We start from the raw sequence: 21,152 nt of genomic DNA, 5'->3' as shown, positions 1-21,152 counted from the left end.
CGAGCACTTCAGGGAGAAGAGGAATGATCGATCGCAGTGCGATCGCAGGTTGACACCGAGCGGACCGGACCGGTAGGCACCATAGAGGGATGCGCACCCGGTCGGCCGATGTAGAGAGCCGACCGAGCGCGCGGCGAGCCTGCAACAGCCGGGGCCCAGAGACGCGGCCCCAGTGAGGCCCTTTGGGTCCTGAAGAACACCGCGTAACCGCGGCCCGTGGACACATGGCACCGATCGAACGTGGCGTTGAGCTTGTGCATCGCGTGATCGCGCAACTGAAGAAGCGCCCTTCCAGCCATACCGCCGAGGGGGCGAGCCAGGCGGCTCTCGATGCGCTCGAGTCGAGGCTGATGGTCGAGCTGCCGCCCACGCTGCGGGCGTTCCTCGAGTTCGATTTCAGGCTCGATAGCCTGGGCCCGCGGTTCAAGGGGAAGCATCGCTTCGGCCAGGACCCGTCGGCGCCTCGACCGAAGCTCACCTCGGTCCGCAAGCTGGCCGAGGCGAAGACCGACCTCGGCTGGACCGAATCGCGACTCCGGGCCAAGGTCGTGAGGCTGCCCAACCTCCCCGGTCAGCCATGGAACGCGCTCTACCTCGGGGAGGCCAGGCGGGACGGCGAGCTCGTCATCCTCGGCCTCGACAACGAGGACACGAACGTCCGGGTCTTCCCGCGCTACACCGCGTTCGACCTGTACCTCGCCGAGCAGTGCGGCCTCATCAAGCTGCGCGAAGCGCAGCGGCTCGAGGACCTCGAGTCGCACGTGGCGCTCAACCCCGAGCTCGGGGCCGCCGAAGAGGACGACGAGGGCGACACGGAGTATTGATCGCGCGGCCGCGGCGCCCTCACCCTGGCATCGCCCGGCCGCGCACGACGTCCGTGACGAACGCGATGGCTGCCGGTGCAGAAGCGCTCCACTTCCGGTTCCGGGTGGACGACGGCGACCCTCGTGACCGGCTCGACAAGCTCGTCGTCCACCTGCTCGACCGCGCCGGCCATGCGGCCTCTCGCGCGGCGGTGCAGCGGTGGATCGCCGCCGGTCGGGTCCTCGTCGACGGGGAGCCCGCGCGCGCGTCGGTGGCGGTGCGCGCGAGCGCGCTGGTCGAGGTCCGACCCGAAGAGCCGCCGCCCTCGTCCACCGCGGCCGAGCCCGACGTGGTCATCCCGGTGGTGTACGAGGATGAGCACCTGCTCGTCATCGACAAACCTGCCGGGCTCGTCGTGCATCCGGCCCGCGGCCACGCGTCCGGCACGCTGGTCAACGGGCTGCTCGCCCTGCCCGGGTTCGCCCTGGCGCCCGCCGATCCGCGCGATCCCATGGGCCACGTCCGCCCGGGGATCGTGCACAGGCTCGACCGAGGGACGAGCGGCCTGCTCGTCGTGGCGAAGGACGAGCCCACCCGCGAGGCGCTGAAAGATCGGTTCGCCAGGCACGCGATCGAGCGCGAGTACGCCGCGATCGTCGCCGGCGAGGCGCGAGACGCCACCTACGACACGCTCCACGGCCGGCACCCGACCGACAGGCTCCGGTTCACGTCGTGGATCCGCGGCGGTGCCGGCGGACCCGGCTCCGGGGCCGGCGCGCCCGGCTCACGCGTCGCCGCGCCGCGCCGCGCCGTGACGCACGTCCGCGTGCTCGAGAGGCTCGGCGACGCGGCGACCGTCGTCGCGTGCTCGCTCGAGACGGGCCGCACCCACCAGATCCGGGTGCACCTCGCCGAGCGCGGCAGGACACCCGTCCTCGGAGACCCCCTCTACGGCAAGCCGCCGAAGAAGCCGGCGGTACGGGCGATCGCGGAGGAGCTGGGCCGGCAAGCCCTCCACGCGCGCGTGCTCGGGTTCATCCACCCCGCCACGCAAAAGCCCGTCCGCTGGGAGAGCGCGCTGCCAGCGGACATGCGCAAGGCGCTCGACCAGCTGCGGGCGCTCGCTACCAGATCTTCGATTTGATGTGGCCCTTGGACTTGATGAGGATGTCGATGAGGGCGCGGTCGTAGAAGTTCTTCTGGTAGAGGTCCGGCGAGACGCGGCTCTTGTAGAGGGCGCGCCCTTCCTCGATCTCTTCGGACAAGACCGTGAAGAGGTCATCCTGCTGGATGCCCTGCACGATCTTCTCCTCGTTGTAGAGCGAGAGATCGCTCGCGATGGCGCGCGCGAGGCGGCGCGCCGCCTCTTCCGTTTCAATCAAGGGCATCCGTCTCTCCTCCAGGTTCGCCAGCCGGGGGCACGCGCTCCCGAGCCGACGGGGGCCTAGGATGCAGCAGCCCAGGCGGCGCTGTCAAAGTAGCTCGTCGTCCGACGGCCCGCCCCGGCGCCCGCCCGGCGGCGTGAGGGGCGCGGCGGGCATGTGGGTGGTCGCGCGGGGCGCGCCGGCGGCAGGCCGATCCGCTTCCTGGCGCGCCGCGGCGAGGGCGGCGAGCCCCGAGAGGAGCGGGAACGCGACCAGCGCGTAACGCCCGGCACCGAAGAACACGGCGTGCGTCGCCGCGGTCGCAGCGAGGACGGCGAGCGCGGCGCCTGCGAGCACCGGCGCCCGGAGGAGCGCGCGGCCCTTGAGCAGCGCGAGGCCGAGGAGCGCGAGGTAGCCGACCCATGCGTGGAGGTGCAGCGCGGCGACGACCCCCAGCGCGAACAGCGCGAGCCGAGCGACGTCGAGCGCGCGGTGCGCGAGCAGGGGACGGCGAGCTGCGCCGGGCGCCTGCGCGGGCCGGCGCGCCGCCCACACGAGCGCGGCGAGGAGGACGGCGCGCTCGAAGACGGTCTCGACGGCGCCGAGCGCGACCTTGTCGGCCTCGCTGAACGCCGACGGGTTCGAGGCGTGGAGGTACCACCCGGCCGCGCCGCAGTAGTCGAACGTCGCCGCGAGCTTCCTGGGCACGAGGCCGAGCCATTCGCCCGGGTGCTCCGCGATGTACCGGCGCGCCTCGCGGCCGAAGCAGGCGTCCTTGCCGGCTTCGTCGAAGACCTCGCGGCACGCCTCGGGGACCTGGACCGGCGCCCAGGCGCCGGTGGACGCCGGGTCCGCTCCGATGAGGAGATTCCATCCGCCGTTCACGCTCACCAGGGCGCACTGGTTCATCCGCAGGCAGTTGCGCGCGGTCCAGGGCGCGCACACGAGGAGCGCCGCGATGACGGCCAGCAGGACGGGCGCCGCGCGCGCGGCGAACGGGGGGAGGAGCCGGGGACCGCCCGCGGGCGGAGCGCCCGAGAGGGCGAGGCCGGCGAACAGGGGCGCGAGCAGGAGCGCCTGCGGGCGGACGAGGGTGGCGGCGCCGATGAGCAGCCCGATGACGGCGAACGGGGCCAGCGCGGGGCGGCGCTCGCGCGCCCTCGCGGACGCCCACGCCGCGCAGGCGACGAGCGAACCGGTGACGCCCTCGGTCATGAGCGCCGGGGTATACGCCACGAGCCCGGGGTGGAGGGCGACGAGGCCACCGGAGAGCGCCGGCACGGCGCGCGAGCGCGGCGCGGCGCGGGCCGCCAGGCGATGGACGGCGAGCGCCGCGAGCGCGCCGAGCACGGCGTTCAGCAGCATCGCGACCGCGGGGTGCGCGCCGAGCAGCGCGTACAGCGCGCCGACCGCGCCCGGATAGCCCACCGGGTAGTGCGCGGCGTACGTGACGGCGCCGTCCGGCCATAGCCACGTGTAGCCGAGCCCCGCCGCGATCCGCTCGGCGATGCGCTGGTAGTACGTCCCGTCGGCGGTCGGCGGAAAGCGCCCGGCCGCCCAGGCGACCGTGGCGAGCCGCGCGGCGAGGGCGAGCGCGAAGATCGCGCCCGCGTCGCGCCGACGCGCGACGACCGAGGCGCCGTCGCTCATGACGAGCGCGCGAGCGACAGCGGGAAGCGCGCGAGCAAGCCGGTGGCCCGCAGCGCAGCGACGACCTCGCACGCGGGCAGACCGACGACGTTCGAATAGGAGCCGTCGATGCGCGCGACGGCGAACGCGCCGATGCCCTGAATCGCGTAGGCGCCGGCCTTGTCGAGCCCCTCGCCGGTCGCCGCGTACGACGCCACCTCGACGTCGTCGAGCTCGCGGAAGCGCACCCGCGTCACGACCGTCTCGGCGTGGAGCGCCTCGGCGAGGCCCGGGGCGGATGCCGTCGCGACGTCGGCTCGATCGCCGCCGGCGATCGCGAACCTCGTCCAGACCTGGTGCTCGCGGCCCGAGAGGGCGCGGAGCATGGCGCGCGCGTCGACCTCGTCCCGCGGCTTGCCGAGGATGGAATCGCCGAGGAGGACCGACGTGTCGGCGACGAGGATCGCGCCCGCCCCGGCCGCCTGGCGCAGGCGCCGCGCGGCCGCGAGCTTCGCCAGGGTGACGCGCTCCAGGTAGGCAGCGGCGTCCTCGGCGGCGCGCCCCGCCTCGTCGACCTCGGCTGCCGCGACGCGGAGAGGCAGGCCGAGCGTGGTCAGGATCTCTCGCCGGCGCGGCGAGCCGGAGCCGAGCAGGAGCGGGTGTGAGTCGTCGATCATGGTCGTGCGGACGCCGGCGGCGCCGGCCCCGGCCGGGCGTGGTCCTAGCACGGCGGCAGCGCGACCGCGGAGCACGACGCATTCCGATGCAAACCGAGCCGCGGGCGCCAGCGGATCGCGGCGCGTCGATTGCTCTTTTGACTCTCCCCCCGGCAGTAGTAGAGGGTCGGGCGCGATGCGCGCCAACCGGAGGGAGCCTGCACGATCGAGCCTCCCGCTGCTGGCGGTGTCCGGGGTCTTCATGGCGGCCCTCCTTCCGGCGCCGGCGCGCGCGGACGAGTGCGCGCCGGCCAGCGGGCTGTCGGGGTGTATCGATGCCGACAACCTCTGGCCTCACGCAGGCGGCGGCCCTTTCTTCGCCGTGGGGAGCACAGGGACGGCTCCGAGCGCGAAGGCCTCGTTCGGCCTCGTGGCGAGCTACTTGTCGCGGCCAGTGGGCCTGCGCACCGCCTCGCCCGACCCCGAGGGGACGGTCATCCATGCGCTGGACAACATGGTCGACGCGACCTTCCTGGCGTCGTTCGGGCTCACCGATCGCCTGGAGGTCACGGTCGCCGCTCCCGTGACCCTGTACCAGGACGGGGCAGGCTTCTCCGACGTCCTCGGCACCGACACGGAGCTCCAGCGCAGCGTGATGCGCGACGCTCGCCTGGGCGCCGCGTTCGCGATCGTGCCGCCGGCCCGGCGTGGTCCGCTCGATGGCTTCTCGCTGGCAGCGCGCCTCGATCTGGGCGTGCCCACCGGCGACGGGTCGGTGTTCGCCAGCGCCGGGACCGTGACGCTCGCGCCGAGCGTCACCGCGGCGTACCGGCTCGGCAAGCTCCTGCTCGCGACCGAGGTCGGGGCCCGGCTCCGTGGCTCGAGCACGCTGATCGACACCGAGGTCGGCCCCCAGCTCCTCGGCGCCCTCGGCGCCTCGGTCGACGTGCTCCCCGGCCGCTGGCTCACGGCGTCCGCGGAGGCGTTCGCCCTCTACACGCTCGCCGAGCAGCCCGCCGGAGCCCCGCCGCTGGTGCCGGCGGAGTGGATCCTCTCGGCCACGAGCGCCCCGCTGCTCGCGGGCGACGTCTCGCTGTCCGCGGGCGGCGGCGGCGCCATCCCGTTCGCCTCCGGCGGCGCGCTCACCGCGCCGCGCTTCCGGTTCAACCTGGGGCTCCGCTATGCGCCGACGGGGCGCGATGCAGACGCGGACGGCGTCCTCGATCGCGACGACGAGTGCCCGCTCGTCGCGGAGGATCGCGACGGCTTCCAGGACGGCGACGGATGCCCCGATCCCGACAACGACGGCGATCGGATCCCCGACGGTCGCGACAGGTGCCGGGACGAGCCCGAGACGATCGACGGCTTCCAGGACGGCGACGGATGCCCGGATGCGGACGACGACAGCGACGGCGTCCCGGACGACGCCGACGCCTGCCGGAACGACCCCGAGGACCGCGACGGCTTCCAGGACAGCGACGGATGCCCCGATCCCGACAACGATGGCGACGGGATCCTGGATGCGCGCGACATGTGCCCCATGGGCGCCGAAGACGTCGACGGCTTCAAGGACGACGACGGATGCCCCGATCCCGACAACGACATCGACCAGGTCCCTGACGCCAGCGACCAGTGCCCGGACAACGCCGAGGATCGCGACGGCTTCCAGGACGACGACGGATGCCCCGATCCCGACAACGACGAGGACGGCGTGGTCGACGCGGCCGACGCATGCCCCATGACCGCCGAGACGATCGACGGCACGAACGACGCCGACGGCTGCCCTGAGCCGGCCGGCAGGTCCTTGCCGCGGTGGTCCGGCGATCAGGTCGTCCTCGACGGCCTGGCCCGCTTCCCGGCAGCGAGCGCCCGCGTGCCGCCGGCCCTCGCGGCGCAGCTCGGCATGATCGCCCAGCTCATGCGCGGGCGCATGCCCCTCGACATCGTCATCGTGGAGGCCTACGCCGATCGTCAGGGCGATCAGTCCACGCGCGCCCTCGAGCTCGCGGGCGCGCGCGCTAGCGCCGTCAAGGAGTTCCTTGCAACCGCGGGCTTGCCGGCGGACCGGATCACGGCCGCCGCTGGCGACCCATCAGCCAAGCGCGCGCCTGGCGCGCCCCAGATCGAGGTGACGGCGACCCGCGCTCGGCGCTCTGAAGGAGCCCCGGGTGCTCCAGGCGCAGCCCCCTCGACGACCGGAGAAAAGAAACAGAGATGAATGTCCTCGAGGCACGCCGTGCCCGCCATTTGATCATCCGCCTCGACCGGGGCGAGGAGCTCCCTGCAGCGCTGGTGCGCGCCCTCGATGAGGCCGAGGCGCGCTCCGGCTGGATCGAGGGGGTAGGCTCGCTGGAGAAGGCCGAGGTGGCGCTGTTCGATCAAGCTTCCCGCACCTACGCGAAGACGCGCGTCCTCGACGGCCCGTGCGACGTGGTGGCGCTCTCGGGGAACATCGCGCTCCAGCAGGGAGAGACCTCGCTTCGGCTGTCCGCCACGCTCGCCCGCGAGTCGGGCGTCGGCCTCCAGCTCGCCGCCGGCGAGCTCGTGTGGGCGCGCGTCTACGGGCTCGAGCTCCGCGTCACGGCGTTCGACGATCTGCCCCTGGTGCGGGTGTTCGACGATCGAACGGGCGCGATGCAGCTCGCGACCCAGTCGTCCGCCATCCCCGCGCTCGCCGGTGAACCGCCCCGCCTGGCGCCTCCGGCGCAGGCCGCGGAGCTGCCGCGCGCGACGCCCCCGGCGCCCGCGATCGAGCCGCCGCGCGCGACGCCCCCGGCGCCCGCCATCGAGCCGCCGCGCGCGACGCCTCCGGCGCCCGCCATCGAGCCGCCGCGCGCGGCCTCAACGGGCTCCGCGGAGCTCGCCGCCACGCCGCTACCGCAACGCCCGATCCGTCCTCGCCAGGAGGACGAGCCCTATCCGGAAGTGGGCGACAGCGTGACCCACTTTCACTTCGGCGACTGCACCGTGATCAGCTCGGATGGCGAGCGGATCCGCCTCCGCCAGGAGCGCGACGGCCGCGTGCGCGAGGTCTCGCTGACGATGCTCCGCATCGAGCCTCCCACCGTCGACGCGGCGACAGGCAGGAAGCAGTTCCGCCTCGCGCGAAAGAACTGAGAGCGACCGCGCCACCTCGGTCGAGAGGTGGCGGACGGCGCCTGCGCGCTCAGAAGACCCGCTGGGCGATGTGGATCGAGTCCCCTGCCTGGAGCGGCACATCGGGGATCTTGTTGTCGATGATGTCCTCGACCGAGACGGTGGTGAACACCGTCTTGCCCTGAGACTTCCTGCGGATCGTGATCCGATCCTTGTCCGCGATGCTGTTGAACCCTCCCGCCATCGAGATGGCGCGGAGCAGCGTCATGCCGGGCTGGAGCGGCAGGGACCCGGGCTTCTGCACCTCGCCGAGCACCTCGACCCGCTTCGAGTTGTACTCCTTGATGCTCACGCTCACGCTGGGGTCGGTGAGGACCTGCCCTTCCATGAGCTTCGCGCGCACGAGCTCCGCGACCTCCTGAGGCTCGAGGCCCGACACCTTGAGCCGCTTCAGGTAGGGCAAGTCGACGGTGCCATCCGGCGCGACGGTGAACGTCGAGGGCAGCTTGTCTTCTCCGACGATGCGGAGCTCGAACACGTCGCCGACCCCGATGGTCGTCGCCTCCACCGGCGCAGGCAGGTTCGCTGGCTGGGGCGCTCGCGATGAGCACGCAGCCAGGGCCAGCGCGAGCACGGCGGCGGTCCACCGACCAGGACGCCGCATCACATGAACCAGCGCACGCCCAGGTACGCCTCGAACTGCTGCCATCCGAGGTGGTTGTCGGGGGGATTGACGTTTGACTGGTCGCGAGTCGTCAGAGCGGTACTGCTGATGTTGTTGCCGTAACGTAGCGTCGAGTTGATGCCCAGCGAGTCCCCGATCCGGTACTCGCCGAACAGCGAGGCATCGATGCGGACATCTGTCCAGGGGGCGTGCGGCAGGGTGACGCTGCCGTTCCTTTCCGGGATTTCGGGATACACGTTTGCTGCCACGCCACCATCTGCGATCACGAGAAAGCGCCCACCGAAGAAGTAGGTCAGCTTGAGGTAACCGCGATTGCGCTCGTAGTAGCTCGCGACATAGCTGTCGTGGAAATCACGCGTGAAGCCGGCCGACAGCGACGACAGCGCGAGCGTCGCCGCCTCGGGATCGGCCGACGGGTTCGGCGTCAGGTACCACTTCAGCTCGAGCTGGCCGATGACGCTGTCGAAGTCGTGCACCTCGGCCTGGCTGTCTGACGTGTAGAAGCTCGCGCCCCAGCCGGCCATCGCGAGGAGACCAAACGACGACGTCACGAGGCCGTTGATGCCGAGCTGCGCGCGCAGGGGATGAGAGGAGAGCTGGGCAGGCGGGTTCGGCTGGTTCGGGTAGTTCACGAACCCGAGCGACGCGTCGTAGATCAGCGCGGTGCGCGGCAAGAAGCGCCAGCGACCCCGCGTCCTGATCGAGTGGTGCAAGTTCGTCAGGCTGTCGAACTCATCGACCTCGAAGAACGTGCCCAGAAAGCGATAGCCGAGCCGCCAGTCGAGCAGCCCCCCGCCCGGTGTCCACACGAGCTCCGCGCCCGCGTCGGCATGGACGCGCCGAAAGCTCTGGTTGGAGATCCCGAGATCCGAAGAGGCGATGGTCCGACCGAGCGACGCATCGAGGATCCCGGACCAGGGGCGCCGGGGCAGGATCGTCAGCTTGGCGTCGAGCAGGCCGCCGATGTTCCGCTGATCCCTCAGCCGCTCCTGCCCTAGCTCGTCGCCGGATACAGGGAAGAACTCCTCATAGGTCGCGGCGATGCCGGCGCGAAACTCGACGTCTGGCGGCGGCGCGTCGGGCGTCACCTCGTAGCGCTGCTGGCTCAGCGTCGAGAGCGAAAACGACGGTGTGATCCGGAGCCGCAACGAGCCGACAGGTCCGATATCCTCGATATCCGCGATACCATCGATGCCATACCGGCTGGCATCGTCTTTCTCGTCTCGGCGGAAGAAGTTGGAGTCATAGCCGAACTCCGCAGCGACTCCGGGATGCAGCTCGAGATCGCCGGTGCGTATCCCGATGCCCTCGGTGTAGCGCCGATCCTTGAGCCACGGCTGATCCTGCGCCAGGGCCAACGCCGGGGACAGAGTGAGTGTGACTGCAGCAGCGGCTATGGTTTCACGAAGTTTCATCGCCTATTGGGCAGTGGCAATCCGAGAGAGGCGGTCGCCTACCGAAAACAGCTACTGCACGCAGGCGGCTCGATGATGATCTGGCTGACGGGATACTCGGAAGGATCGTCCTTGGGGAGGTTCGGATCGATCGTCGCCGTCACGGCGCTATCGCCGATGAAGCCCGCTTCCTGTCCGATGCACTGGTTGGCCTCGGCCGTCAGTTGCTCAGTCCGCTGCCGCAGCACCGTCAGGATCGTGAACTCATGGTTGGAGAGATCGACGTCACGCCGATTCACGGCGAGCTCCAGGCCCTGCCGCCGCTCGCGGGCGGAGCGGATGGCGACATCGATCTGATTCAGCTTGTCGTCAAGACAGAGCGTCTTCACGACGTCGCGCTGCGACCGGGCCGTCTCCAGCTGGCGACGAACCGACGTGCGGGCTCCGTCCATCCGGGCGAGGTAGGTCTCGCTCTGCGCGAGCTGCTCTGCGGGCGAGAGCGTCACCTGCCGCGCGAGGCCGGCGGAAGCGTCCGGCGGAGGCGCCGTCTGCGCCTGCGCAGCGGCGATCCCGTGGCCGACCACGACCGAGATCAGCGCCACTGCGGCGAAGCCAGGGATCTGTTCACGCTTCATCGAAGCCTCCGGAAGTCAGACCCGCGCAGTATAGGTGCGGGTAGACGTAATTGTCAAAACGCAATGAACATGCCGAGCAGCCAGCAGCGCGCGTCCGTCGGGAGCCCCCGTACGGCGCTCTCTCGGTTCGATGCGCGACGTCAGCACGCCATTCACGTGCAAGCGAGGAGAGAGAATTGCGTCTTGTTCACAGACCCGGAGAGCATCGGGGGCTATTGGCTCACGAAAGTGACAGGAATCACAACCGTCGCGCCGCCGCCCTCGGGCGGCGCAAACTGCGCGCTCTGGACGCGCGCGACGACGCACGAGACCACCGTACCGGACAGCCCGCCGCCGCCGGAGGGGGTCGCCGAGAGCACCTCGCCGTTGGGGCCGATCTTCGCGGTGATCCGGACCGATCCCTTCATGCTCGGGTCCTCTTGAAGACCTTTGTTATAGCAACGACGGAAGCCGGCGGTCATCCCGGCCACGACGGAGGGCGCGTTCGAGACGCTCCCGCCGGAGACCGCGGCGCCGCCCACCTGGGCGTTGCCCACCGGCCCCTTGACCGTCTGTGCCGAGCCGGCCGTCGCAGGGCCGCTGGTCCCGGTATTGCCAATCGTGGCGAGGCCGCCACCGCCGGCCGCGCCAGGTCGCACGGTGCCACTCCCGGCGCCGCCCATGTTCAATCCCGCCACACCGCCCTTGCCGACGCCGGCCCCTGAGGCGGCCGCGTTCTCGAGCAAGCCGGTGGGCACGTCGCCCGAGCTCAGGACGCTGGCGGTCGCGTTCCCGCTCGAGTTGAGCGCGCCAAGCATCTGCATGTCGAGCTGCGCGAGCTCGTTGGTGAGCGCCGACGCGCGGGCGTCGCTCATCCCGCCAGAGCCCTTCCCCGGGCTGGCGGCCGCCGCCCCCTTGTTCCCACCGCCAGCGGCCTTGGGCGCTTCGGCGGCAGGCGCCGCCGTCGCGGCCGGCGCCTCGACGTCCTCCTTCGGCTGCTCCACCGGCGGCGGGGGCAGCTGCTTCACGGACTCGAGCAGCTGCGCGACGTCGATCTCATCGTCGACCACCGGGTCCATCCAGTCGGAGTAGATCGACCCCACGGCGCCGAAGTGGAACAGGAACGAGAACGCGGCGATGATCGTGGTCGTCCAGTCGATGTCGTTCGCGATCCCCGACCGCACCGAGACGGGCAGCTGCGGCTTGGGCTGCACCGGCGGCGGCGCGACGAACTGGAAGAGGAACGTCGTCTCCCCCACGACGAGCTTGCCGCGCGCCTCCTCGCTGAGCTGGACCTGGTAGGCCTGGACATTGCCGACCGCCACGCGCTTGGCCGACGACTTGAGCGCGGAGAGCTCGGAGACGCCGGCCTTGAAGGCGACACGGCCGGTCATCCCGTCCAGGAAATTGAGGAAGTACTCGCCCCCCACGAGCTCGAACACCCGAAAGTTCGGCGGGATGCTCTTGCTCGGGATGACGAACATGCTCTTTTCGCTGGGACCGATGGTGACGTGGGTGCGCTGCTTGATGACGCGCTCCTCGATCACCTTCCCCCCCTGAACCAGGCCGATCCTGAGCACCTTCGGGCCGGTCACCGGTGCGACCGCCCGCATGACCGCGGTCATCTGCCCGGGCTGCCCGGGGCGCGACGGGGTGGGGTGCGGGTGCTGCTGGGTCATTCCAAAGGACTCCGGGAGAGGGGGGACGAAGCGGGCGCCGATCGCGATCGCGCGCGGCCTGCGGGGCCGCGCTCCGGGGCCCCGCAGGCCCCGGGCCCGGATCCGCGAGCGACGCGCCGCGCAGCGGAGGGCACCATAATTTGCGAGGGTACACGGACAGCTCGGGGCGGTCCAGGAGAGCGCGCCGCGCTCACCGGGGCGCCCGGCGAGCGCGTCGGGGCGATCCGGAAGGGCGCCCGGGGCCCCCGACGCCATCGTCGATGTTACCGGCGCTATCGGCGTTATCGAGCGGTTCCAGGGCGACCCGCACGAGCCCGTCGATCGCCTCGCGCCCCCGCGCGGCAGCGGCGCGGCCGGCCCGCCCAGCGGCCGCGGACGCGATCGCGCCGGCGCCCCCCGCGCCCAGGACGAGCGCGATGACCGAGGGGCCGGCCTGCGCGAGGTACGAGAGCGTGGCCAGGAACAGCGCGGCGAGCGCCGACAGGCGCGCCGCCGCGCGTGGCCACCCCGCGCCGGCGTCGAGCCGCTGCTCGATCTCGGCGAGGAGCTCGTTCGCCGCCGCGATCTTCGCGCGCGGGTCGGCGACGGCCATGACCTCGATCGCGAGGCGGCGCTCCCAGCTCTCCGGCGGCGACCGCCTCGCGAGCTCCGCCAGCCGCGCCTCGCGGGGCAGCGCGCGGAGCGAGCGCGCGAGCGACATCAGGTCGCCGCCGGCCGCGCGCGCGACCTGCGCGGGGTGCTTCCACGAGATCGCGGCGCAGGCGGCGCTCGACGCGATCGACAGCGCGCTCAAGAGCACGGCGGCGGCGGACACACCGGCCGCCTAGAATGGCTCCTTGAAGATCGCCTGCTCGATGCGGTCCAGGAACGGCTGACGCAGCTCGGCGAGCGTGAGCTTCGGCTGGATCCGGCTGACGTCGACGGCCGCGATGGGCTTCTGGATGCGGCCCGTGATCGTCACCTCCGCGAGCGTGATGACGCCGCGCTGCTTGCCCTTCTCCTGCGCGCCCGCCGGCGCGCCGTGGCCGAGGATCGCGAGCAGGACCGAACCCAGCGCAAGTGCCTTGTACATGCTCATGGTCTCCCTCACGTGTCGGTCGCGGCGTCGGCGACGCCTCCATCCGGCGCGGCGGCAGGAGGAGGCGCCGCGGGCTGGGCCGCGGCGGCAGCCGCGTTGAGCTCCCCTTCCTTGAGCTTGGCGCGGTTCAGGAGCTCCTCCGAGTCGTCGCGCTGGCCCTTGTTGCGCAGCTCCTGGAACCTCGTCAGCGATTTTATCGCCTCCGCCACCTGCTGCTTCGGCGTCATGCCAGGGACGGCGGGGGCGAACAGGTAGAGCAGGCCGAGGTCGTAGTGGACCTGAGGCAGGTTCGGGTCGCGGGCGAGCACCCAGTCGAACTCGCGCTTCGCGTCGGCGTAGCGCTCGAGCAGGCGGTAAGCGTCCCCGAGGTTGAGGTGCGCGGCGACGTGCTCGGAATCGAAGCGGACGGCGCCCTCGAGGAGCGGCAGCGCCTCCTGGGCGCTGCCCGCCTCGAGCAGGTAGGTCGCGAGCTGCACCCGCGCCTCGACGAGATCGGGGCGGCGCGTCACCGCCTTGCGGAACTCCTCCAGCGCCGCGGCGCGCTGCCCCTGCTCCCGGTAAATCAGGCCGCGGAGCAGCAGCGCCTCGGCGTTGTCCCTGTCGCGCGGCGGGTTCTCGCTGACCGGCTCGAACCCGTCCAGGATCGCCTGGAGCGCGTACAGCGCGAGATCGAGGCGCCGGTTCCTGTAGTGATCGCGGGCGATGATCACCATCGCCGGCCGGTAGTCGGGGTTGATCTTCAGCGCCTCCTGCGCGATCCGCTGGGCAGAGCCGGTATCCCGCTGGAGCGACTTGACCTCCGCGAGCGTCGCCGCGACGGCCGCCGACTTCGGCATCTGGCCGCGCTTCTCGCTCAGGAGCCGCTCGGCCTCGCCGAGCTGGTTCTTCCTGGCGAGCAGCATCGCGTACGCGATGATGGCGGGCTCGTAGTCCGGCACGAGCGTGAAGGCCTGGCGGTAGCTCGCGCCGGCGCCCGCGTCGCGGAGCCGCTCCTGCACCACGCCGAGCGAATAGAAGGCCTGGTGCGCGCGCGGATCGGCCTGCGTCGCCTGGCCGAACTGGGCCCTCGCGCTGACGAGATCGCCGGTCGCGAACGCCTGCAGGCCGCTCTGGTAGAGCGCCGCCGCCCGGGCGTTCATGGCCGGCGCAGCCGTCTGGGCGGGCAGATCGTAGGGGCGCGCCGAGCTCGGCATGTCGTTCATGCCGTACGGCGCCTGGACGGGCGCGGTCGCGGCGGGCCCCGCTGGAACCGTGGGCACCTTGGGCGGCGGCGTCGCCTCCTCGCCGCAGGACGCGAGGGCGAACGGCGACATGACCGCGAGCAGGCTGGCGAAGAGGGAGACAGGGAGGCGGCGCATCATGGGACGACCGGCAGGGGCAGGGGGAGGCCGTCGGGCGCGAGCGGCGGAGTCATGCCGGGCCGCGTCCGGAGGAAGAGGCCATCCTTGTACTCGAACGGGCGCTTCGTCTCGGGATCGATGACCCCCTGGCTCCACTCGCGGAGCTTGGCGTCACCGAGGATGTCCGTGAAGAACGCGAGCCGCTGGATCGCGAGGTCGACCGCTGGATTCCGGACCTTCCACGCCTTCGCCCAGACGACGGACTCGACGTAGAACTTGACCATCGCCTTGTCGGCATCGTTGAGGAGCCGCTCGCGCGCCGCGCGCCACTGCTCGCGCCGGTTCTGCCGGAGCGCGTCGGCCGTCTCCTGGAGATCCTCGCGATCGCTCGTCTCGGCGAGCTTGAGCAGCTTCTCTTCCTTGTCGGTGTACAGCCTCAGCCCCGGCGGGCGGGCGTTGTAGAGGCCGGTGCGGCAGGAATCGTAGAGCGAGCCCTGACGCGCGCGCGCGGCCACCGACCACGGGCGCGACTCGTAGGCGGTGATGACCTCCTGGAGCTCCTTCCAGTACCTGTCGTTGGCCTTGGCGACATCCGCCTCGAAGGCCCGCTTCACCTGATCGATGACCCCCTCGTAGCGGTGATGGCCGGTGTCGTAGTCGAACTCGGCCTTGATGCGATCGTCGATGGCCTTGTAGGCGCACTCCGCCGCCATGTCGGCCTGCACCGAGCCGAGGGCCTTCACCTTGTCGCCGGTCGCCGAGCTCCGGAAGGACGTGAACGCCGTCATGGTGTTCTTGCACCAATCCCGCGCCTTCGGGTCGCCGCCGGCGGCGCGCATCTTGGATGCGTGGTACGCCGCCTGGACGACATACCCGCTCGCGGCCGGGTTGTTCTTGTTGGCCGCGTAATAGGCCTCCATCGACTGCGTGGCCTTGGTCCGGGCGGCGCGGTTCGGGCCCTCGTCGGCCCCGCGCTCGTCCCAGGCCTTCAGGTCCGCCGAGGCGACGAGGAAATCGATGTCGGCCTTCTGCTCGGGGGGCGGGTTCAGGCTCATGAAGGTCGCGCGCGAGGCGGTCATCTTGTCGCGCTCCCCGATGTTCGCGTACAGCAGCACCGAGTTCCTCGCGGCGTCCCGGCGCGCCGCCTGCTCGAACCGGCCGTTGCGAGCGATGGTGTCGTAGGTCTCGGCCGCGCTGCGGTAGTTGAAGAAGAGGACGTACGCGGCGGAGAGCGCGTCGTAGGCCTGCTTCAGGTACTTCACCCGCTCGGCGTAGCGCTTCGGGTCGGGGTTCTTCGGAGGGTTCGCGCCCGGATCGCCCTTCTCGAGCTTCGACAGGTTCTCCTCGCTGCCGTACTCCTTGATGAACAGGGAGTACATCGCGATGGCCTGGTCGTAGTCGCCCACCTGCTTGTAGCAGTAAGCGCCGTTCATGGCGGCCTCCGGCGCCTCGTCGCGGGCCGGCGCCTTCTCGAGCGCGACCTTGTAGAGCGCCGCGGCCTCGCGCCAGGCGGCGACGCGCGCGGGGCCGTCCGGCATCTTCTCGGCCTTCTCGAAGGCCCGGGCGGCGTCGATGTAATAGCCGCGGGAGATCGTCGGCCGGGCGATGTCGCCCTCCTTCAGCTTCTGCTCCTCGCTGACGGCGCAGCTGCGCGTGAGCGCCGCCTCGGCGAGCTTGCGGCTCTGCTCGACGTTGTTCTCGAGGTTCGACATCGTCGTGAGCCGCTCCCACGCCTTGTAGCCGAACTCCGTCTTGCCGCACTGCGCTTCGTAGATGGGCTCCATCCGCTTGCGCGCCTCGGCGAACTGGCCGTAGAGGAAGTAGTAGTCGGCCGCCTGGAACGCGTAGAGATCGATGTTCTTCGGGGCGTCGAGCGCGGGAGGGACCCGCTGGATGTACTCGTCCCGCGCCGTGACGGCCGCCTGGACCTGGGGGGGCAGCGGCTCGGCGACGACGCGCTGCTGGTCGCCCTCGCCGACGATCTTGACCTTCTCGCGCGGCTCGATGCCCTCGGCGCCGCTCGTCCGCTGGAAGAGCTTGTGTCGATCCAGGAGCGCCTGGTGGGCGGTGTCGACGACCATGTACGCCGCGGGCTGCAGGTACTTGTCGTCCTCGTTGGAGTCCCGCACACCGACCGCCGAGCTCCTCGCCTGCTCGATCTCGTGCGTCGCGGGCGAGCGATCCATCGCCACCGTGATGACCACGACCATGTGGTGCGCGTCGGCGAGCCAGTACCGGCTCTCGTACGCATCCGGGGCGTTCTCGTCCTGGGCCAGGTAGCCGGCCCAGCCCTGCGCGGCGAGGCGGTACTCGCCGAGCGCCCGCTCGAAGATCGGGTCGCGCGTCTCCTTGTCGCCGACCGTCAGCGCCTGCTGCACGAGCGCGCTTCCGGCGTTCGTGTGATCGGCGGCAGCGCGGCGCAGCCCGCCGCGCACGAGCCGCTCGGCGGTCTGGATCGCCTCGGGATCGTCCTTGTTCGCCTCGACCCACGGGGTCGTCCCGACGTACTGGGCGAGCTTCGTGCGCGCCTCGAGCGCCTTCGCCGAGTTCATCGCCCGCTCGGCCGTCCCCTCGCGCGACTGCGAGGTGAGCGTGTCGTAGATGTCCGCGATCTGGTTCTGGACCACGGGCGCGTCGCGGTGCATCGGCCACTTCCTGAGGAGGATCTCGCTTACCTCGATCGTGTTCCGGTACTGATTGAGCTCCTTGAACTCCAGCGCGAGCGCCTTGTAGATCTCGACCGTCCACTTCTGATCCTGCGGGATCAGCTTGGGATCCTGGACGCGCTCGATGGCGATCCGCATCTTCTGCTCGGCCATACGCGGGTCGGTCTCGACGTCGAGGACGTCGTTCCGCGGGACGTAGGGCTCGTCCGGTCCGGGGCCGACGAAGTCGAGGTACGTGAGCGAGCCGGCGATGTAGGTGTACGCCTCCGCGCGGAAATCCGCGCCAGGATCGCCCGTCAGCTTCTCCTGCTCGTCGGTGTAGCGGAGCAGCTCGATGAACTGGCGTACCGAGGTCTCGTAACGCTGCTGCTTGAAGTACGTCCAGGCGAGCTTGTACATCGCGACGCCGTGGACAGGAGGCTTCTTGTACTTGATGGACTGCCGGTACGCCGACTCCGCCCTGTTGTAGTTGAACGGGCCGCCGGCGCGGTCGATCTCGTTGAAATGGTAGTCGCCGATCTGCCACCAGACCTCGGCGACGTAGCGGGGCTCCGCGCCGAGCGCCGTCTTCTGCGGGATCGGCTGGCAATCGTCCGGATACGGATCGACGTACGCCGTCTCGTCCTCGGTGACGGGCGCCCGCCCCCGCGCGCCCTTGCGCGTGGCCTGGAGCGCCCGGCCGCCCGGCGTGGACCCGATGGGCGTCGGGTGGCGCGCCTCCCAGCCGGTCCAGTAATCGTTGTCGTGGTCCTGCGGGAGCTTGCCGACGGTGTCGCGCGTCGGATCCGTCGGGTCGGTCTCGACGGGATAGGGATACTTGGCGTGGCACACGAGCGAGCGCCACACCTGCTGCGCCTCGGGGAACCGGACCGAATCGTTCAACGCATGGCCGAGATAGTAATAGATCCCGGCGAGCTCACGGTACTGGGGGAACTCGCGGATGACGCGCTTGTAGAGCGCGATGGCCGGGAGCAACGCGACGCTGAGATCCTCGCTCGCGTCGTTGTCGGTGCGCGCGCGCTCCTCGTAGAGCGCGGCCAGGCGGAACATCGCGTCGGGCGTGTTCTCGGGGTGGGCGTTGGGGCCGCTGTAGCGCTCGACGAACACCTCGAGCCGGCGGATCGCCTCTTCCCGGGCGTCGCGGAGCCCCTTCCTCTCGATCTCGATCTCGCGGTCGAGCGACGAGAGGATGCGGCGGCGCCGGTCCTCGTAGTGGTGCTGCACGATGCGGGTGATGGCGCTCCGGTAGTCGCGCGCCGCCTTCTCGTAGGCGGCCGCCTCCTTCTCGAGCGCGGCGAGCGCCGCCAGCTGGGCCGGCGTCGGAGGAGGAGGCGGCGGCGCCTGCTTGCGCCCGACCGACATCGGCTGCGCGAAGGGTTGCACCGCTGGCGCAGCCGGCGCCGTGGCGCCAGGCGCAGCCGGGGTCGGCGCAGTCGTGGTCGGCGCGGCCACCGCGCCAGGCGCAGCCGGGGTCGGCGCGGCCGCGGGAACGGCAGACGCCGCCGGCGCTGGCTGGCCGCCCGGCTGAGAGAGCGCGAGCGGCGCGACCGCCAGCACCAGGGCAAGGCTGGCAAACCCGAGGGCGCCGCGCGGGCGACGGCGCACCGTTCGCACAGCGCCGAGCGGCGCGCGAGCGACCGCCGATCCGAGGAGCTGCGCCCCTGCCCCTCCGCGCGGCGCGCCAGAGATCTGCGGCGCGTCCGCGCCACCACGCTCCTTGCTCACTTCTCGTCCTCCGGATCGCCGCTGTCGTCGAGGACCTCGTTGAGCTCCTCCTTGAGGACCCGATCCTCACGGGCGCGCTCGACCTGCAGGCTGCGAACGCGCGTCATCTGCTCCTCGCGGACCTCCCACGCCTCCTCGGTGATGCCGACGTCGGCGCGCAGGATGATGTTCTTCAGCCGGTCCCGGACGAGGCCGAAGTTTCGCATCGCGACCTCGCCGACGACGAGGCGCGCCTCCCGGTCGAGCCCATCGAGCTGCACCGAGTAGTGAACGACGTTCGCCGTCTCCCGGCCGACGATCTGCCGGAGCCCCGCGGATTTCTGGGCGACCTCCCCCTCGATGTCGCGGAGCGCCGCCTCGACCTTCGCGTCCGCCGCGTCGCCGGCGCGGAGCACCGGCGTGATGCGCTGCGCGTACGCCGCGAGCTCCGCGCCGCCGGCGCCCGCCGCGGCCAGCTGCGCCTCGCGCGTCAACGCGTCGCGGTGGGCCTTGCGCACCTGCGCGTCCTCGATGAAGCGCTGATCGCCGAAGCCGACCTGGACCCGGCCCGCGCTGATCTGCTTGCGGAGCACGTCGGCCTGCTGGCGATAGAGCGCGAGGTCGCGCTCGTTCTGAGCGAGCTCGACCTCGAACCGGGCGACGCTCGCGGGATCCCGGACGACCCCGGCGTGCGGGCCATCGCGGAGGAGCCGCCTCAGGCCGTTGACCGTCGCCTGCAGCGAGTCCATCTGCAGCGTGAGCTGCTGCAGGCGCTGCGACTGGGTGTTCCACTGCTTGAGCGCCTGCGCCTCGCGATCCTGGAAGTCGGCGTCCGTGACGGGCACCCGCGCGAGGCGCTTCTCCAGCGCCCTGCGCCTCGCGCGCACGCCGCCGATCTCGCCCGAGAGCGAGTCGTCCTCCACGTCGTCCATGCCCTGGCCGAGCGCGAGGCGCGCCAGCGCGACCCGGTTGAGCAGCGCGAGCGCCTTCTCCTCGCCGGCCTTGAGCTCCGGGAACGCGCGCACCCGGTTGGGCGAGCTGAGCACGGCGTTCAGCTTCTCGATGAGCTCGTTCGACTGCTTGATCAGCTCGCGGCAGTGGTTGATGTCGTCGATCACCGCGAACGCGGCCGGGCCGTCCTCGGCCTCGCGCGCCCACTGCACCGCGAGCGGCGGGAGCGAGGTGGTCGTGTCGAGCGCCTCGATCTGCTCCTGGCTCAGCTTGTCGTAGTAGACCGCCGGATCGCTCGTCGAGCCGAGGAAGGCGTCCACGCGCGCGCGCATCGGGTCGTACGTGGCGCGGACCCCCTCGTACACCTTCAGCGCCTTCTCGAAGCGGCCCGCGCGCAGCATCAGGTCGCCGCGGAGCAGCGAGCCGTCCGCGATGTTCTGGCTGTCCGGCTCGGCGATCGCGAGGATCTCGAGCGACCGCTGGGCGCGATCCACGTCGCCCAGGCGGACATACACCCACGCGAGCTCGTAGAGCATCGTCCCGAACTCGGGCGAGACGCGGTCGATGTGGCCGTAGGCCTGCACGGCCTGGGACCACTGATCGGCCTCGTAGAAGAGCCGCCCGATCGCGAGCCACGCGAGGTCGATGACGCGCCGGTGCTCCGAGGTGTCGGCCGGCAGCTGCGTCACCTTCTGGAACAGATCGATCGCGGCGACGTAGCGGGTCTTGGGCACCGCCGGGGGCGCCTCGCCCTCCTTGAGCGGCTCCGGCGGGGGCGTCGCCTCCTTCACCGCGATCAGGCCGAGCAGGTACCTCGCCTGGTGGAAGTACTCGCTCTGCGGGTCGACCGCGCCGAGCGAGGCCTTCGCGCCGCCGAAGTCCTTCTTCACGTAGAGGCCCTTGCCGCGCGCGTACGCGAGGGCGCTCCCCGCCGTGGAGGCCGGGACGCCGTTCATCGACGCGAAGACGGCGTCGAGCGCGTCGTAGTCCTTGATCCGGAGGCAGATGTCCACGAGCCGGCCGAGCGCCTTCGCCTGGTAGGCGGCGAAGCGCGGCTCGGCGCCGCTCGCGACGACCCGCTGGAAGACCCGGCGGGCGGAGAGGTATTGCTTCGAGCGGAAGTACGTCTCCCCGAGCAGCGTGAGCGCGTCCGGGTACGCCGTCGGGTGGTCGGGGTACTTCTCGACCACCTGGTTCAGCACGTTCGCCGCCCGCTCGTAATCCCTGGAGCCCATCAGGAGCTGGGCGTCCGCGATGCGCTGGGCCGGCGTGCGCTGCTCGCCGCGGGACTTGTGGATCGCCGCCTGGATGGCGCCCAGCCCGGAGGTGACGCTGCCGATCTGCTGAGAGGCGCCCGTGTAGGCGCGCTCAGCGTCCAGGGCCCACGCTTCGGCGGGGGCCGCGGTCGTCGCCGCGCCGAGCGCGAGCACGCCAAGCAAGGCAGGGAGTACCCGCGATCCGGTGTCCCAGGTCATGGTGGCTTGTCCTAACG

16 protein-coding genes are annotated in these 21,152 nt (G+C 71.3%); 4 read left to right on the top strand and 12 right to left on the bottom strand.

All coding sequences use genetic code 11. The features are described from left to right. The first annotated feature begins 263 nt into the window (after positions 1-263). A complete protein-coding gene (locus ACSRUE_RS18625) occupies positions 264-824 on the top strand; it encodes an SMI1/KNR4 family protein (protein ID WP_441292159.1) in 561 nt (186 codons plus the stop codon). Positions 825-889: 65 nt separating this feature from the next. Continuing rightward, positions 890-1,948, top strand: coding sequence for an RluA family pseudouridine synthase (locus tag ACSRUE_RS18620; protein ID WP_441292158.1), 1,059 nt, complete (start codon positions 890-892; stop codon positions 1,946-1,948). On the opposite strand, the gene ACSRUE_RS18615 is transcribed toward ACSRUE_RS18620, so the two are convergent. The 3 genes from ACSRUE_RS18615 to ACSRUE_RS18605 form a co-directional block, all read right to left on the bottom strand. After that, the gene (locus ACSRUE_RS18615; protein ID WP_437765540.1) at positions 1,929-2,192 is read right to left on the bottom strand and encodes a hypothetical protein; all 264 of its coding nucleotides are present in this window, start codon (positions 2,190-2,192) and stop codon (positions 1,929-1,931) included. The two genes, ACSRUE_RS18620 and ACSRUE_RS18615, sit on opposite strands and share 20 nt — an antisense overlap. 84 nt (positions 2,193-2,276) lie before the next feature. Then, a complete protein-coding gene (locus ACSRUE_RS18610; protein WP_441292157.1) occupies positions 2,277-3,818 on the bottom strand; it encodes a hypothetical protein in 1,542 nt (513 codons plus the stop codon). Beyond that, positions 3,815-4,717, bottom strand: coding sequence for a Maf family protein (locus tag ACSRUE_RS18605; protein ID WP_441292156.1), 903 nt, complete (start codon positions 4,715-4,717; stop codon positions 3,815-3,817). The genes ACSRUE_RS18610 and ACSRUE_RS18605 overlap by 4 nt, the downstream gene beginning before the upstream one ends. Between ACSRUE_RS18605 and ACSRUE_RS18600 the strand changes: the two genes are divergently transcribed. Then, positions 4,650-6,671: an OmpA family protein gene (locus tag ACSRUE_RS18600; protein WP_441292155.1), complete on the top strand. Its 2,022-nt coding sequence runs from the start codon at positions 4,650-4,652 to the stop codon at positions 6,669-6,671. The two genes, ACSRUE_RS18605 and ACSRUE_RS18600, sit on opposite strands and share 68 nt — an antisense overlap. Then, complete coding sequence (locus tag ACSRUE_RS18595) at positions 6,668-7,570, top strand: PPC domain-containing DNA-binding protein (RefSeq protein WP_441292154.1); 903 nt, start codon at positions 6,668-6,670, stop codon at positions 7,568-7,570. Before ACSRUE_RS18600 ends, ACSRUE_RS18595 begins: the two co-directional genes overlap by 4 nt. Positions 7,571-7,619: 49 nt before the next feature. On the opposite strand, the gene ACSRUE_RS18590 is transcribed toward ACSRUE_RS18595, so the two are convergent. From ACSRUE_RS18590 to ACSRUE_RS18550, 9 genes are all read right to left on the bottom strand, one after another. After that, positions 7,620-8,213, bottom strand: a complete 594-nt coding sequence (locus ACSRUE_RS18590) for a polysaccharide biosynthesis/export family protein (protein WP_441292153.1) — start codon at positions 8,211-8,213, stop codon at positions 7,620-7,622. Beyond that, positions 8,213-9,649 carry a hypothetical protein gene (locus tag ACSRUE_RS18585; RefSeq protein WP_441292152.1) on the bottom strand — a complete coding sequence of 479 codons (1,437 nt, stop codon included), beginning with the start codon at positions 9,647-9,649 and terminating at the stop codon, positions 8,213-8,215. Before ACSRUE_RS18585 ends, ACSRUE_RS18590 begins: the two co-directional genes overlap by 1 nt. A gap of 38 nt (positions 9,650-9,687) precedes the next feature. Then, positions 9,688-10,263 (bottom strand): hypothetical protein, encoded by a 576-nt coding sequence (locus ACSRUE_RS18580; protein ID WP_012238568.1) that lies wholly within the window; start codon positions 10,261-10,263, stop codon positions 9,688-9,690. A gap of 212 nt (positions 10,264-10,475) precedes the next feature. After that, a complete protein-coding gene (locus ACSRUE_RS18575) occupies positions 10,476-11,921 on the bottom strand; it encodes an AgmX/PglI C-terminal domain-containing protein (RefSeq protein ID WP_437765533.1) in 1,446 nt (481 codons plus the stop codon). 190 nt (positions 11,922-12,111) lie between these two features. Next, positions 12,112-12,735, bottom strand: coding sequence for a hypothetical protein (locus ACSRUE_RS18570; protein ID WP_441292151.1), 624 nt, complete (start codon positions 12,733-12,735; stop codon positions 12,112-12,114). Positions 12,736-12,744: 9 nt separating this feature from the next. Next, complete coding sequence (locus ACSRUE_RS18565; RefSeq protein WP_437765531.1) at positions 12,745-12,993, bottom strand: hypothetical protein; 249 nt, start codon at positions 12,991-12,993, stop codon at positions 12,745-12,747. Between the two features lie 14 nt (positions 12,994-13,007). After that, entirely contained in the window at positions 13,008-14,360 is a 1,353-nt protein-coding gene (locus ACSRUE_RS18560) for a tetratricopeptide repeat protein (protein ID WP_441292150.1), read from the bottom strand. Then, positions 14,357-18,730 (bottom strand): tetratricopeptide repeat protein, encoded by a 4,374-nt coding sequence (locus ACSRUE_RS18555; RefSeq protein WP_441292149.1) that lies wholly within the window; start codon positions 18,728-18,730, stop codon positions 14,357-14,359. The genes ACSRUE_RS18560 and ACSRUE_RS18555 overlap by 4 nt, the downstream gene beginning before the upstream one ends. Next, on the bottom strand, positions 18,727-21,135 hold the full coding sequence (locus tag ACSRUE_RS18550) for a tetratricopeptide repeat protein (RefSeq protein WP_441292148.1): 2,409 nt from the start codon (positions 21,133-21,135) through the stop codon (positions 18,727-18,729). Before ACSRUE_RS18550 ends, ACSRUE_RS18555 begins: the two co-directional genes overlap by 4 nt. Between the last annotated feature and the right edge of the window lie 17 nt (positions 21,136-21,152).

Origin of the sequence: Sorangium sp. KYC3313 (genome assembly GCF_052075895.1) — a bacterium.
GTDB lineage: Bacteria > Myxococcota_A > Polyangia > Polyangiales > Polyangiaceae > Sorangium > Sorangium cellulosum_B.
Note: the sequence above shows the minus strand (reverse complement) of the source record. Positions and strands in the feature narration are given on the sequence as shown.